This window comes from Microbacterium sp. NPDC091382 (assembly GCF_044757025.1).
In the GTDB taxonomy this organism is placed as follows: domain Bacteria; phylum Actinomycetota; class Actinomycetes; order Actinomycetales; family Microbacteriaceae; genus Microbacterium.
In genome coordinates this window covers 493,778-507,345 of sequence record NZ_JBIVUD010000002.1, presented here as the reverse complement: position 1 = coordinate 507,345, position 13,568 = coordinate 493,778, and the positions used below count along the sequence as shown (strand labels likewise).

At 69.2% G+C, this 13,568-nt stretch carries 11 protein-coding genes and 1 pseudogene; 7 read left to right on the top strand and 5 right to left on the bottom strand.

The annotated features are described in order from the left end of the window. The first annotated feature begins 10 nt into the window (after window positions 1-10). Window positions 11-2,518: an aminopeptidase N gene (gene pepN, locus ACIQLK_RS09945; protein ID WP_400364585.1), complete on the top strand. Its 2,508-nt coding sequence runs from the start codon at window positions 11-13 to the stop codon at window positions 2,516-2,518. Window positions 2,519-2,570: 52 nt separating this feature from the next. Here the strand turns inward: pepN and ACIQLK_RS09940 are convergent, their stop codons facing one another. The 4 genes from ACIQLK_RS09940 to ACIQLK_RS09925 all read right to left on the bottom strand — a co-directional run bounded on the left by ACIQLK_RS09940 (window position 2,571) and on the right by ACIQLK_RS09925 (window position 7,772). Beyond that, a complete protein-coding gene (locus tag ACIQLK_RS09940) occupies window positions 2,571-4,712 on the bottom strand; it encodes a 3-hydroxyacyl-CoA dehydrogenase NAD-binding domain-containing protein (protein WP_400364583.1) in 2,142 nt (713 codons plus the stop codon). Window positions 4,713-4,723: 11 nt separating this feature from the next. After that, window positions 4,724-5,929, bottom strand: a complete 1,206-nt coding sequence (locus tag ACIQLK_RS09935; protein ID WP_400364582.1) for a thiolase family protein — start codon at window positions 5,927-5,929, stop codon at window positions 4,724-4,726. Window positions 5,930-6,001: 72 nt separating this feature from the next. Beyond that, the gene (locus ACIQLK_RS09930) at window positions 6,002-7,198 is read right to left on the bottom strand and encodes a ribonuclease D (protein WP_400364580.1); all 1,197 of its coding nucleotides are present in this window, start codon (window positions 7,196-7,198) and stop codon (window positions 6,002-6,004) included. Beyond that, window positions 7,191-7,772, bottom strand: a complete 582-nt coding sequence (locus ACIQLK_RS09925; RefSeq protein WP_400364579.1) for a DUF3000 domain-containing protein — start codon at window positions 7,770-7,772, stop codon at window positions 7,191-7,193. Before ACIQLK_RS09925 ends, ACIQLK_RS09930 begins: the two co-directional genes overlap by 8 nt. Before the next feature lie 25 nt (window positions 7,773-7,797). Between ACIQLK_RS09925 and ACIQLK_RS09920 the strand changes: the two genes are divergently transcribed. Further along, complete coding sequence (locus ACIQLK_RS09920) at window positions 7,798-9,018, top strand: alpha/beta hydrolase family protein (RefSeq protein WP_400364578.1); 1,221 nt, start codon at window positions 7,798-7,800, stop codon at window positions 9,016-9,018. Here ACIQLK_RS09920 and ACIQLK_RS09915 read toward each other — a convergent pair. Then, the gene (locus tag ACIQLK_RS09915) at window positions 8,990-9,694 is read right to left on the bottom strand and encodes a dihydrofolate reductase family protein (RefSeq protein ID WP_400364577.1); all 705 of its coding nucleotides are present in this window, start codon (window positions 9,692-9,694) and stop codon (window positions 8,990-8,992) included. The genes ACIQLK_RS09920 and ACIQLK_RS09915 overlap by 29 nt on opposite strands. 64 nt (window positions 9,695-9,758) lie before the next feature. Between ACIQLK_RS09915 and zapE the strand changes: the two genes are divergently transcribed. From zapE to ACIQLK_RS09890, 5 genes and pseudogenes are all read left to right on the top strand, one after another. After that, entirely contained in the window at window positions 9,759-10,790 is a 1,032-nt protein-coding gene (gene zapE / locus ACIQLK_RS09910) for a cell division protein ZapE (protein ID WP_400364576.1), read from the top strand. A gap of 165 nt (window positions 10,791-10,955) precedes the next feature. Beyond that, window positions 10,956-12,224: an ammonium transporter gene (locus ACIQLK_RS09905; protein WP_400364575.1), complete on the top strand. Its 1,269-nt coding sequence runs from the start codon at window positions 10,956-10,958 to the stop codon at window positions 12,222-12,224. Between the two features lie 127 nt (window positions 12,225-12,351). Further along, window positions 12,352-12,801, top strand: coding sequence for a DUF6098 family protein (locus tag ACIQLK_RS09900; protein ID WP_400364573.1), 450 nt, complete (start codon window positions 12,352-12,354; stop codon window positions 12,799-12,801). 2 nt (window positions 12,802-12,803) lie between these two features. Continuing rightward, window positions 12,804-13,265: pseudogene (locus ACIQLK_RS09895) on the top strand (MBL fold metallo-hydrolase); the annotation flags it as partial. 91 nt (window positions 13,266-13,356) lie between these two features. Beyond that, window positions 13,357-13,557: a hypothetical protein gene (locus tag ACIQLK_RS09890; RefSeq protein WP_400364572.1), complete on the top strand. Its 201-nt coding sequence runs from the start codon at window positions 13,357-13,359 to the stop codon at window positions 13,555-13,557. Window positions 13,558-13,568: the final 11 nt, after the last annotated feature.

Sequence of the window (13,568 nt, the reverse complement as noted above, 5' to 3'; positions counted from 1 at the left end):
GCATGGAGGGATGCAGACACGGCAGCATTCCGGCGATGAGAACCTGAGTCGAGAGGATGCCGCGGCCCGGGCATCCGTGGTCGATCTCGACGCGATCGAGGTCGACCTGGACGTCCGCTCCGCTTCCGATCCGGCTCGCGAGGACTTCGTCACGCAGAGCACACTGCGCTTCCGAGCGTCCTCCCCGCAGACGTGGGTGGACTTCCTCGGCGTCTCGGTCGACGAGGTCGAGGTCAACGGGGCGCCGCACCCGGTGGAGTGGGACGGTGCCCGCATCCGCCTCACCGGCCTCGCCGACGAGAACACCGTCCGTATCCGCGCCCGCGGTCGGTACAGCCGGTCGGGCGAGGGCCTGCACCGGTTCACCGATCCCGTCGACGGTGCGGTCTACCTCTACACGCAGTACGAACCGGCCGACAGCCGCCGGGTCTACCCGTGTTTCGAGCAGCCCGACCTGAAGGCCCGGTGGACCTTCCACATCACGGCGTCGGGTGACGGCGTCATCCTCTCCGGAGGGGCGGAGTCGTCGCGCACCGAGCTCGACGGCGGAGTGCGGGTCTCGTTCACCGAGACGCCGCTCCTGTCGAGCTACGTCACCGCGGTCGCGGTCGGGCCGTACCACCGCGTCGACGGAGTGTGGCAAGGCGATCGCCAGAGCGTGAACCTCGCCGTGCTCTGCCGGGCCTCTCTCGCCGAGCATCTGGACGCCGACGAGATCCTGGACATCACCCGCCGCGGGCTCGACTTCTTCACGACTGCGTTCGACCAGGACTATCCGTGGGGCAAGTACGACCAGATCTTCGTCCCCGAGTACAACCTCGGCGCGATGGAGAACCCCGGACTCGTCACGTTCACCGAGGCCTACGTCTTCCGGGGCGCGGCCACGGCCGCGCAGCGCGAAGCGCGGTCGAACACGATTCTCCACGAGATGGCGCACATGTGGTTCGGAGATCTCGTGACGATGCGGTGGTGGGACGATCTGTGGCTCAAGGAATCGTTCGCCGACTTCATGGGTACGCACGCCAACGTCGCCACGGGACTCCACCCTGATGCGTGGGTCACATTCGCGAGCCGGCGGAAAGGCTGGGCGTACGTCCAGGACCAGCTGCCCACGACGCACCCGATCGTCGCCGACATCCCGGACCTCGAGGCGGCCAAGCTCAACTTCGACGGCATCACCTACGCGAAAGGCGCTTCAGTGCTCAAGCAGCTCGTCGGGTTCGTCGGCGAGGACGCGTTCTTCCGCGGTGCTCGGCGATACTTCGCGGCGCACGCCTACGGCAACACGACCCTCGAGGACCTGCTGAGCGCGCTCGAGGACGCATCGGGTCGCGACCTCCGGTCCTGGAGCACGGCGTGGCTCGAGACGACAGGTCTGCCGACGCTGATCGTGGAGCGGTATCCGCTCACGATCGTGCAGGACGTCGGCCGTCCCCACGCGGTCCGCGTCGGCCTGTGGGACGACGAGGCGGGGGCCCTCGTCGCGCGGGGCGAGGTCGCAGTCGACCTGTTCGAGGAACGCACCGTCGTCGATGCGCCGGTTCTCCCCGATACGGCCCTCGTCATCGCGAACGTCGACGACCGCTCTTACGCGAAGGTACGTCTCGACGAGCGGTCCGTCGCGGCGGTCGCTGCGGGCCTGTCGACGATGGCGGATGCCGTCGCGCGGGGCGTCGTCTGGGCGGCGCTCTGGAACGCGGTGCGCGACGGCGATCTGGCGGCATCCACCTATCTGGCGATCGCGGCCGATCACGCCCCTCGCGAGTCGCACCCGGCGCTCCTGGGCGACGTCCTCGCTCACGCGGCATTCGCCATCCGTCACTACGTCGCCGACGTCGGGCGCGCCGCTTCCGGGTGGTTGCAGAGCGCCTGGCACGCCATGGAGACCGCGGAACCGGGCTCGGACGCGCAGCTCATCTGGGCGCGAAGTGTCGGCGTGGCTGCCGAGCTGTGCGCGGACCGGGCGCGGGAGATGTCGGCGATCCTCGCGGGGGACGCCCCTGCACCGGCGGGGCTGCCACTGGACCCTGACCTGCGCTGGGGGTGGATCTTCGGCCTCGCCGCGTCCGGTCACGTCGACGCCGCACGCATCGAGGCCGAAGCCGAACGCGATGCCACCGCGTCGGGCCGCACGGCACGTCTCGCTGCCCTCGCGGCGCGGCCCGAGGCGGCCGTCCGTCGGGACGCCTGGCGCGGCGCGTGGGAGGACGAGTCGCTCACGAACGAGCACCTGGACGCGACCATCCGCGGCGCCAGGGCGGGCGAGAGCCGTGACCTCGTCGCGGAGTTCGACGCCGAGTACTTCGCGCGCATCCTGCCGGTGTGGCGGTCGCGCAGCATCGAGATCGCTGCGCGTCTCGTGCGCGGCCTCTTCCCGGCCACGGAGGACACCTCGGCCGTCGACGCGTGGCTGGAGGCCCATTCCGACGCTCCCGGTTCGCTCCGACGCATCGTCATCGAGCAGCGCGACCACCTCGCGCGCGACCTGAGGGTCCGCGAAGCCCAGGCGCGACTCTGACGAACGAGAACGGCCCCCGGTTTTCCGGAGGCCGTTCTCGTTCCCGCGTCCCTCAGGCGATGCCGCGGATCGGCGGGTGGTGGAACGTGTCGCCGAACACCCGGTCGCTGGCGCCCTCGCGGTCGAGGTACGGGGTCGCGCCGCCGTCGATGAAGGGCCAACCGGCGCCGAGGATCAGGCAGAGGTCGATGTCCTCGACCTCGGGCACGACGCCCTCGTCCAGCATGAGCTTGATCTCCTGCGCGAGCCCGTTCTGCACGCGGCGGAGGATCTCGTCGGCGGATGCCGGGGTGGAGCCGGTCGCCTTCTTCGCGACCTTCTCCGCAGCCTTCGTGAACCCGGTCACGCGGCCGCCCTTGTCCTTCTCGACGACCTCGTCCAGCGCGGCGAGCTCGTGGAAGTTCTCGTTCGCGTAGAAACGGTCGGGGAAGGCGCGCACCATCGTGTCCTGTACGTGCGCGGCCACCTTCCACCCGACCAGATCGATGAGCCGGAACGGTCCCATCGGCAGTCCCAGGGGTGCGAATGCCTTCTCCACATCGGCGACGGGGGTGCCTTCGTAGACCGCGCGGGCCGCCTCGCCCATGACCTTCGCGAGCAGCCGGTTCACGACGAACCCGGGTGCGTCGGCGGTGAGGACGGCGTTCTTGCCGAGGCCCTTGGCGACGACGAACGCGGTCGAGAGAGCGGCATCCGAGGTGCGCGGCGTCTTCACGACCTCGATGAGCGGCATGACCGCGACCGGGTTGAAGAAGTGGAAGCCGACGAGTCGCTCGGGGTGTGCGAGCTTCGCGCCGATCTCCTCGACCGACAACGACGAGGTGTTGGTCGCGAGGATCGCGTCCTCGGCGACGACGGCCTCGATCTCGGCGAACACGGACTGCTTGACGCCGACTTCCTCGAAGACCGCCTCGATGACGAAGTCGCAGTCCGCGTACGCGGATTTGTCGGTCGTCCCGGTGACGAGAGCCCGGAGCTTGTTCGCGGTGTCGCCGTCGATTCGACCCTTGCCCTCGAGCTTGCCGATCTCGTCGTGGATGTAGGCGACACCCTTGTCGACGCGCGCCTGATCCAGGTCGGTGATGAGGACGGGTACCTGCAGCTTCCGGACGAATAGCAGCGCGAACTGGCTGGCCATGAGACCTGCGCCGATGACGCCGACCTTGGTGACCTTCTTGGCGAGCGCCTTGTCGGGGGCGCCGACGGGGCGCTTCGCCCGCTTCTGCACCAGGTCGAACGCGTACATGGATGCCGCGAACTGGTCTCCTGTGACGAGCGAGGCCAGCGCCTCATCCTCGCGAGCGAACCCCTCGGCCTTCGTGCCGCTCTTCGCCTTGTCGAGCAGATCGAGCGCGACGTAGGGGGAGCGCGGGACGGTTCCGATCTTCGACTCGAGCATGCCGCGCGCCATCTTGATGGCGATGGGCCACTTCGTGAGCCGCTCGATCTTCCCGGGCGCGTTTTTGCGCTCGACCTTGATGGACCCGTTCAGCACGCCGTCGGCCCACCGGAGCGACGATTCGAGGTAGCTGGAGGCGGGGAAGATCGCATCCATGATGCCGAGCTCGAACGCCTGCTGCGGCTTGAGGACGCGATTCTGCTTGAGGGGGTTCGAGATGACGACCTCGAGAGCGTTCTCGATGCCGATGAGGTTCGGCAGCAGGTAGGCGCCGCCCCACCCGGGGATGATTCCGAGGAAGACCTCGGGCAGCGCGATCGCCGCGGCCGAAGCATCCACGGTCCGATACGTCGAGTTGAGCGCGATCTCGAGGCCGCCTCCGAGAGCGAGACCGTTCACGAAGGCGAACGACGGGACCCCGAGGTCGGACAGCTTGCCCAGCACGTGGTGACCGAGCTGAGCGATGAGTCGCGCGTTGTCGACGGATCCGACATTGCTGACCTCGCTGAGATCGGCACCGGCGGCGAGGATGTACTGCTTTCCCGTGATGCCGACGGCGTCGATCTCGCCGGCCCGCGCCCGAGCGGCAAGGGTGTCGAGGGTGGCGTTCAGAGCGGTCAGCGTCGCGGGACCCAGGGTGTTGGGTCGCGTGTGGTCGCGCCCGTTGTCGAGCGTGATGAGGGCGAGGACCTTGCCGCTGGCGAGGGTGACGTCGCGCACCGGAGAGTTCGTCACGACCTCACTGTCGGAGAGGGCGAGCAGGGGCGAGAAGTCGATCTGGTCGTAGTTCGTCATCGTCGGCTGCCTCACTTCTTCTTCTTGCCGTTGTAGTGCGGGTTCTCCCAGATGACCGAGCCGCCTTGGCCGAGCCCCACGCACATGGCGGTGAGGCCGTAGCGGACATCGGGACGCTCGGCGAAGTGGGCCGCCAGCTGGATCATGAGGCGGACACCGGATGCCGCGAGCGGGTGCCCGAGCGCGATCGCACCACCCCAGGGGTTGACACGCGGATCGTCGTCGGCGATGCCGAAATGGTCGAGCAGGGAGATCACCTGGACGGCGAACGCCTCGTTGAGCTCGAACAGGCCGATGTCGTCGATCGTCAGACCGGCCTTCTTGAGAGCCTTCTCCGTCGACGGGATGGGGCCGATACCCATGATCTCGGGCTGCACACCGGCGAACGCGAAGGACACGAGTCGCATCTTGGGAGCGAGCCCCAGTTCTCTGACCGCACCGCCGCCGGCGAGCAGCGACATGGTGGCACCGTCGGTGAGGGGCGAGGAGGTTCCCGCGGTGACGCGCCCGTGCGGGCGGAACGGCGTCTTCAGCGCGGCGAGATCGGCCATCGTCGTCTGCGGGCGACGGCCTTCGTCCTCCGTCGCGAGGCCCCACGCCCCGGAGGCATCCTTCACCGCGACGGGCACGAGGTCGGGCTGGAACCTGCCCGCCTCGTAGGCCGCCTGCGCCTTGTGCTGGCTGAGCATGCCGAAGCGGTCCGAGCGCTCCTTGGTCAGCTGCGGGTACCGGTCGAAGATGCGCTCGGCCGTCACGCCCATGTTCAGGGCGCCGGGATCGACCATCTTCTCCGCGACGAAGCGGGGGTTCGGGTCGGCATTGCCCCCGATCGGGTAGTGCCCCATGTGCTCCACACCGCCCGCGAGCGCGACGTCGTACATGCCGACGCCGATCGACGCCGCCATCGTCGTCACGCTCGTCATGGCACCCGCGCACATGCGATCGATCGCGAAGCCGGGGACCGTCTGGGGGAGCCCGGCGAGGATCGCCACCGATCGACCGAGCGTCAGTCCCTGCTCACCGGTCTGGCTCGTCGCGGCGATCGCGACGTCGTCGACTCGCTCCGCCGGAACGCCCGGATTCCGCTCCATCAGACCGATCGTCGCCTTCACGGCGAGGTCATCGGCCCGAGTGTTCCAATACATGCCCTTCTCGCCGGCACGCCCGAACGGGGTGCGCATTCCGTCGACGAAATAGACGTCCGAAAGCTCGGCCACACTGCCTCCAAAGATTGGGTTCCCACCCAGCCTAGAGAGGCCCGGAAGCCGCGAAAATCGGTTGGTTCGAACCTACGAAGCAGTCTCGGACGCCGGGTCGGGGGTCTGCACGGAATCGACAAAAGCTGCGGCGATCACCTGTGCAGTCTGTGCAATCTGCCACTCGCGCGCGCCGAGGTCGCGGAGCGCCTCGCCAACCGATCCCGCCGTGATCTCGGCGGGGGGATTCCACGCCACCCGGCGCAGGAGATCGGGCGTGAGGAGGTTCTCAGTCGGCATGCGCAGCTCCGCAGCGCGGGCGTCGACGAGAGGTTTGGCGGTCTTCAACCGGGCGTCCGCAGCCGGATTGCGATCCGCCCAGGCGCGCGGCGGCGGCATCCCGTCGCCGGGGCCACGCTCTGAGGGCAGCACGGGGTCGGCGCGCCCTGCCTCGATGGCGGTCCACCAGCGATCGAGCTGGCTGCGGCTCGCGCGACCGGTGAAGTCCTTCACCCGCGCCAGGTCCTGCTTCGAGGCGGGATCGGCGATCACGGCAGCGACGAGCGAACGGTCGGGAACGAGTCGTCCCGGAGACACGTCCTCGTCGCGGGCGTACTCCTCCCGCGCCGTCCACAACGCCCGCGCCACGGCCAGCGCACGGCGCCCGCGGACCGTGTGCAGTCCGCTCAGGCGGCGCCAGGGCTCCTCGCGAGCGGGTTTCGGTGCACGGGTGCGCACGGCCTCGAATTCCTCCTCGGCGATGGCGACCTTGTCCTGCTCCTCGAGTTCAGCGGCGAGGGCGTCGCGGACGTCGACCAAGTGCAGCACGTCGAGTGCGGCGTACTCCAGCCATCCCTGAGGAAGGGGCCGGGTCGACCAGTCCGCGGCCGAGTGCGCTTTGGCGAGAGTGATCCCGAGCGTGTGCTCCACCACCGCGCCGAGCCCGACGCGATCATGTCCGAGGAGACGGGCGGCGAGCTCGGTGTCGAAGATGCGAGGGGGCTCGAGGCCGGCCTCGCGCAGAGACGGCAGATCCTGGCTCGCCGCATGGAGCACCCACTCCTCGTCGCCGATCCCCGCCTGCAGAGCCGACAGATCGCCGATCGCCGGGGGATCGAAGAGGAACACCTCGCTCCCACGCCGGTAGACCTGGATGAGGTAGGCGCGCTGCGAGTACCGGAACCCGGATGCCCGCTCCACGTCGACGGCGACGGGGCCGTGTCCGGCTGCCAGGCGCGATGCAGCGGCCGCCGCCGCTTCCCGATCGGCGATGACCTCGTATTCAGCCACGTGTACTCCGCTGCCCGCCGAACACGGCGATGTTCTCCGAGCCCGGGGGGAGACCTGCCAACATGCAGACCAACTCACCCCAGGCATCCATGTGACTGGTCAGGTCTCCCTCGGGGGACCACGATGCACGGAGCTCGATCTGTGCACCGTCGCCCTCCGCGGCCAACGTTCCGAAACCCTTCGACAGGGTCTTCGTCGCTGTGCCGGATGCCGCGTGGAGCGTCGCTCCACGTGCGGCCAGGGCGTCGACCAGCCATGACCAGGCTACGTCGGCGAGAAGGGGATCGGTGCCGATCTCGGGTTCGAGCGGCGCCTGCGCGAAGCAGACGATCCGCCAGGGGCCGCCCCAGGCATCCGGTTCGGACTCGTCGTGAAGGATGACGATGCGTCCCGTACCGTACATCGACTCGCCGTCGTCCTCGGGGCGGACGTCTCCCGCGAACGCGATGGCGTCGGGGGCGAGCGAGGCAGGTGCGGCGATCTCGCGCACCACGAAGTCGTCGCGGAAACGCAGGCCGCGCAGAGCGTCGCCGACGGCGATGAATTCCGGCGTCCCGGACGGGGGTTCGGTCACGGCGACAGACTAGAGTGAGGGCACCATGAAGGCTTCCAGGCGCGCCGTTCCCGAGGACGCACGGCCGGGAACCGTCGTCGCGGCCCGCAGCGCGATCGTCGCGCTGACGACCGCGTTCCTCAGCGCGACCGGGTTGCTCGCGCTTCTTGCGGGACGCGTCGCGCGCCGAGTGGTGACACCGGCGGCGCGGGGCACCGACACGACGATCGTCGACGTCGACACGACCGCGCAGACGATCACCCTGTCGCATTCGGCCGACACGGTCCTGCCGGGGAGGTACGGCCTGTTCACGACGGGGACGCAGTCCTACGTCAAGGTGGGCACGGTCCTGACTGCTCGAGCGGATTCCGTCACGCGCAAGCTCCTGACGCAGATCGACGAGACCGACCGGCTCACCTCTGCCGCAGCTTTCAGCGGGTGGTACTTCGCCGAGCCCGGCGAGCTCCACCTGCCGTTCGAAGACGTCTCGATCCCGACCGCCCTCGGTTCCTGCCCGGCGTGGCTCTTCCCTGCGCCGGCAGTCACCGATGTCTGGGCGATCCACATCCACGGCCGCGGGACCACGCGCGCCGAGACGCTCCGCGGTGTGCCCGTGTTCCATGCCGCCGGGATCACCTCCGTGCTGGCCTCGTACCGGAACGACGGCGACGCGCCGCGCAGCAGGGGAGGGGCGTCCGCCCTCGGGGCGACCGAGTGGCGGGACATCGATCGGGCGATCGGCTACGCGCGTCGCGCCGGCGCGCGGCGCATCGTGCTGGTGGGGTGGTCGATGGGCGGGGCGATCGCTCTGCAACTCGCCCTGAACTCGGCGCACCGTGACCTCATCGTGGCGCTGGTCCTCGATTCGCCGGTCGTCGACTGGCGACAGGTGCTGGAGCACCACGCCGGCCTCAGCGGCATCCCGAAGCCGCTCACCCGGGCGGCGCTCGAGGCGCTGACGAAGCGGTGGGCCGCCCCGTTGACGGGGGCGGCCGATCCGATCCCATGGGACCGCCTCGACCTGCTGTCGCACGCGGGAGCCCTCGTCGCCCCGATCCTCATCCTGCACAGCGAGGACGACGACTTCGTTCCCATCGGAGCATCACGTGCTCTGCGTGATCGGCGCCCCGACCTCGTCGACCTCGAGGAGTTCGACGGCGCTCGACACACGAAGCTCTGGAACTACGACGAGCAGCGCTGGACCTCGCGCGTTCGCGACTGGTTGGTGGCGCGCGGTCTCAGCGGCGGCGGAGCCTCAGATAGCTGAAGCCGTCATCGTCGATGAGGACACCCGCCGGCGTCGTGTCGATGGGACGACGTAACGGCAGGAAGGGTCCCGCTGTGGGGACGAGGTGCGGAGCGGCTGTCACGCAGTACTCGTCGATGAGGTCGTCGGCGGCGAACTGCGCAGCCAGCATGGGCCCGCCCTCGCAGACGATGTGGCGAAGGCCGCGGTCGGTGAGGGCCGAGAGGATGCCGGTGGCGGACATCCGGTCCCCGGGCGCCGGGACGTGCACCACGGCGATCCCGTGCTCTACGGGCGGGGCCTCGGCGCCCTGCGGCATCACGAGCAGCACCTGATCGTCGGGCCCGTCGGGATCCGGGTCGAGCCGGTGTCCGCCGAGATCCCCGGAGCCGGTGATGACCGCGAGGCGGGACCGGCGGGGGAGCAGATAGCCCTCGGCGCGCACGGTCTGCGCGCCGACGATGATCGCGTCGGCACTCGCGCGGATCACTCCGAGAATCGCGCGGTCGGCGCGATTGGTGAGCGTGTTGCTCGTGCCGTCGGGGCCGACGGCCGATCCTGTCAGCGATGTGATCATGTTGAGCCGCACCCACTCCTCCCGGGGAGGGGCGTAGCGGTCGGCGATCCAACGACGGCCTTCCGGGCTCGCGGCATCCACTCGCTCACCGGCGGTCGGAAGCACCTCTGTCAGCCACACGCCGCCATCCTCGCACGGACGGTCCCCGCGGAGCGGACGCGGCCGCGACGACTAGGCTTGTCGGGTGCCTGTGACCTCATCCGGAACCACTCATCTGAGCGAACGCGATCCGAAGGTGAGCGGAGCCGAGATGGTCGCGGCGCTCGTTCCGCCGCCGCAGTTCGACGAGGCCACGTTCGCCACCTATCGAGCCGATGAGTCCTACCCTTCGCAACAGGAAGCGAAGGACCTGCTCGAGGTCTTCAGCTCTGGCCGCGGGGCCCCGGCGGCGCGAGGCGGCTTCTTCCGCCGCGCCAAGCGTGAGGCCCCGATGAAACCGGGGGTCTACCTGGACGGCGGGTTCGGCGTCGGCAAGACGCACCTCCTCGCGGCGATCTACCACGCGATGCCGGCTCGTCGGAAGTACTTCGGATCGTTCATCGAGTACACCGCGCTCGTCGGCGCGCTCGGTTATCAGAAGACCGTCGAACTCTTCCGCGGTGCCGATCTGCTCTGCATCGACGAGTTCGAGCTCGACGACCCGGGCGACACGATGGTCATGACCCGACTCATCGCGGAGCTGGTCCCGACCGGCACCAAGCTCGCCGCGACCTCGAACACGCCCCCGAACGCCCTCGGCGAGGGACGCTTCGCCGCCCAGGACTTCCTCCGCGAGATCCAGGCGATGGCCGAGCACTTCCAGACCATCCGCATCGACGGCACCGACTACCGTCAGCGTGCCGTCGACGGGCACGCGGTCGTCCTCGACGACGCCGCCTACGAGAGCGCGATGACGGATGCCGCGGCATCCACTCTGGTCTCCGATGACGACTTCGCGGGGTTCATCCGCCACCTGGCCTCGGTGCATCCGTCCCGCTACATCCGTCTCATCGAGGGCGTCGGGACCATCGGCCTGCGGGACGTCGTCGGCTTCGACGACCAGGCGGCAGCCCTGCGCTTCGTCGCCTTCGTCGACCGTGCGTACGACGCGCAGATCCCCATCCGTGCCACCGGCGTCCCCCTCGACGCGGTGTTCCGAGAGGACATGCTCGCCGGCGGGTACCGCAAGAAGTACCTGCGCGCCGTCTCGCGCTTGGTCGCTCTCACTCACTCGTAACCGACATCAGACGTTTCTCGGGGCCGCGGGAAACCTGATGTTTACCTTCTCAGCACGCTCGTAACCGGCGCGAAACACCCGTGCGCCGTCGGGCGAAACCACGGACCTCGACACTGGGGGCACCCGACGCTACACCTGCGTCCCTGCAGAGAGGTTCCCTTCGAGATGGATCAAGGCAACACCGCATTCATACTCATCGCGGCCGCACTAGTCCTGCTGATGACCCCAGGTCTCGCGTTCTTCTACGGCGGTCTCGTCAAGGCGAAGAGCGTCATCAGCATGATGATGATGTCGTTCGGCGCCCTCGGCCTCATCGGGGTCCTGTGGGTGCTCTACGGCTACGCGATCGCCTTCCCCGGCGACAGCGGCACCCTGGCGCCGTGGTCCATCGACGGCGGTGCTCTCGGCCTGACGAGCCTCCTCGAGCCCGCCGAGGGTGCCACGTACCCGCCGTTGGCCTTCGTCGCCTTCCAGGCCACTTTCGCGATCATCACCGTCGCGCTCGTCTCCGGCGCCATCGCCGACCGTGCCAAGTTCGGCGCCTGGATGATCTTCGCGGGGGTCTGGGCGACGGTCGTCTACTTCCCGGTCGCCAGCTGGGTCTTCAACTTCGGTCTCGCTGACGACGGCTCGTTCGAGTACGGCGGCTGGATCACCCACGGCCTGCAGGACGTCTTCGGCGTCGGCGCCATCGACTTCGCCGGCGGCACGGCGGTCCACATCAACGCCGGCGCGGCCGCTCTGGCCCTCGCCCTCGTCCTCGGCAAGCGCGTCGGCTTCCAGAAGGGCGTCCACGTCCCGCACAACCCGCCGTTCGTCCTCCTCGGCGCCGGCCTCCTGTGGTTCGGCTGGTTCGGCTTCAACGCCGGGTCGGAGCTCGCGGCAGACAACACCGCCGCGCTCGCCTTCGTCAACACCATCGCCGCTCCCGCCGCGGCCCTGCTCGCGTGGCTCCTCGTCGAGAAGATCAAGGACGGCAAGCCGACGTCGGTCGGTGCGGCGTCCGGTGCCGTCGCGGGTCTCGTCGCGATCACCCCGGCCTGCGGAAACCTGGACCCGGTGTGGGCGATCGTCCTCGGCCTCGTCGCCGGAGCGGTGTGCGCCCTGGCGATCGAGCTGAAGTACAAGCTCGGCTTCGACGACTCGCTCGACGTCGTCGGCATCCACCTCGTCGGCGGCCTCATCGGAACGCTCTACCTCGGCTTCTTCGCCCGCGGAACCGGCCTGTTCATGGGTGGCGACGCGTCGCAGCTCATCGTCCAGGCGATCGCGGCCATCGCCGTACTGGCCTACTCGTTCGTGCTCGCTTTCATCATCGGGTTTGCGATCGAGAAGACGATCGGCTTCCGCGTCAAGAACGAAGACGAGATCGCCGGCATCGACACGGTCGTCCACGGCGAGGCGGGCTACGTCCTGGAGGACGCCAAGGCCTGATCCGTCCGATCGCACGGAGGGCGTCGCGGGGTCACCCGCGGCGCCCTCCGTCGTCCTCCCCGGCGATGTCCTACCCCGGTGTCAAGGCCCTCCGACCGCTTGCCATCGATTTCGTAGCGTCCGGACCATGTCCCACATCGACACCGCATCGAGAGATGACGATCTCCCCGTCGTCCGCCGCCTCGCGGAGCTGGCAGCTCTCGTGCACGCGACCCGCGGACTGCACGTCCGGTGGTCCGAGGGGCCGCAGAAGGATGCCGCCCGTTCGAGTGTCGACTCCGAGAGCGGTCTTCGCCTCCCGGGCCTCTCGGTGAACCCGTTGGACGCGGAGGCGTGGTGGACCCGCCCGCTCGAGGACTGGTTGGCGCGTCAGCTGTCGCAGTACCGTCACCTGGCCGTGGACAACCCGGAACGGATCGCGTGGGTCCTGCGGGGTGAGCACGTCGGGCGCGGTCCCGACTGCGAGCCGCTGATCGCCGACGCGGAGCCCGTCGCCATCCTCGAGCCGGCCCTGCTCGACGAGGCTGCCCGGCGGTACGCGGCTGAGTTCGACGCCGGCCGTGGACCGGAGGACTGACCGTGGCGTCGGCCGCTCGATGGGTCGAAGAGCGACCCGGGTTCTTCCGGCTCACCGTCGCGGCGACCAACTGCTACCTGGTGAAGACGTCGGAGGGCGTCACTCTCATCGATGGAGGACTCCCGGCAACCGGTCGGGTGCTGAGCGAGCTCCTCCGGCATCTCGGGCTGACTCGACGCGACATCGACGCGGTCCTTCTCACTCATGGGCATTTCGATCACGTAGGACTCGCACGCGGGCTGAGGGCGGACGGCGTCCCTGTTCACGTGCACCACGGCGACCGCCGCTTGGCCCGGCATCCCTACAGCTACCGACCCGCCGCCGCTCGGGTGCCCTATCTTCTCGCGCACCCGGGTGGGCTCCCCGTCATCGGACGAATGACTGCGGCCGGGGCTCTCACGGTGAGGGGGGTCGACGCGAACCTCCCGATCCGCGACGGCGAGACCGTCGACGTTCCGGGCGGTCCGACAGCAGTCCACTCACCGGGCCATACCGAGGGCCACTGCGCGTTCTTCTTCGCGATCGCACGACGTCCTCGTCTCCGGCGACGCCCTCGTGACGCTGGACCCGTACACCGGCATCAGCGGACCGCAGATCGTTGCAGATGCAGCGACGGCGGACGGTGCCGCAGCCGTCCGATCGCTGGACCGCCTGCAGCGGACGGAGGCCGCTGTCGTTCTGCCCGGACACGGGGAGCCGTGGACGCGGGGGATCGCGGCCGCGGCGCACCAGGCCCGCATCGTCGGCCCACACTGATTCGTTTCATT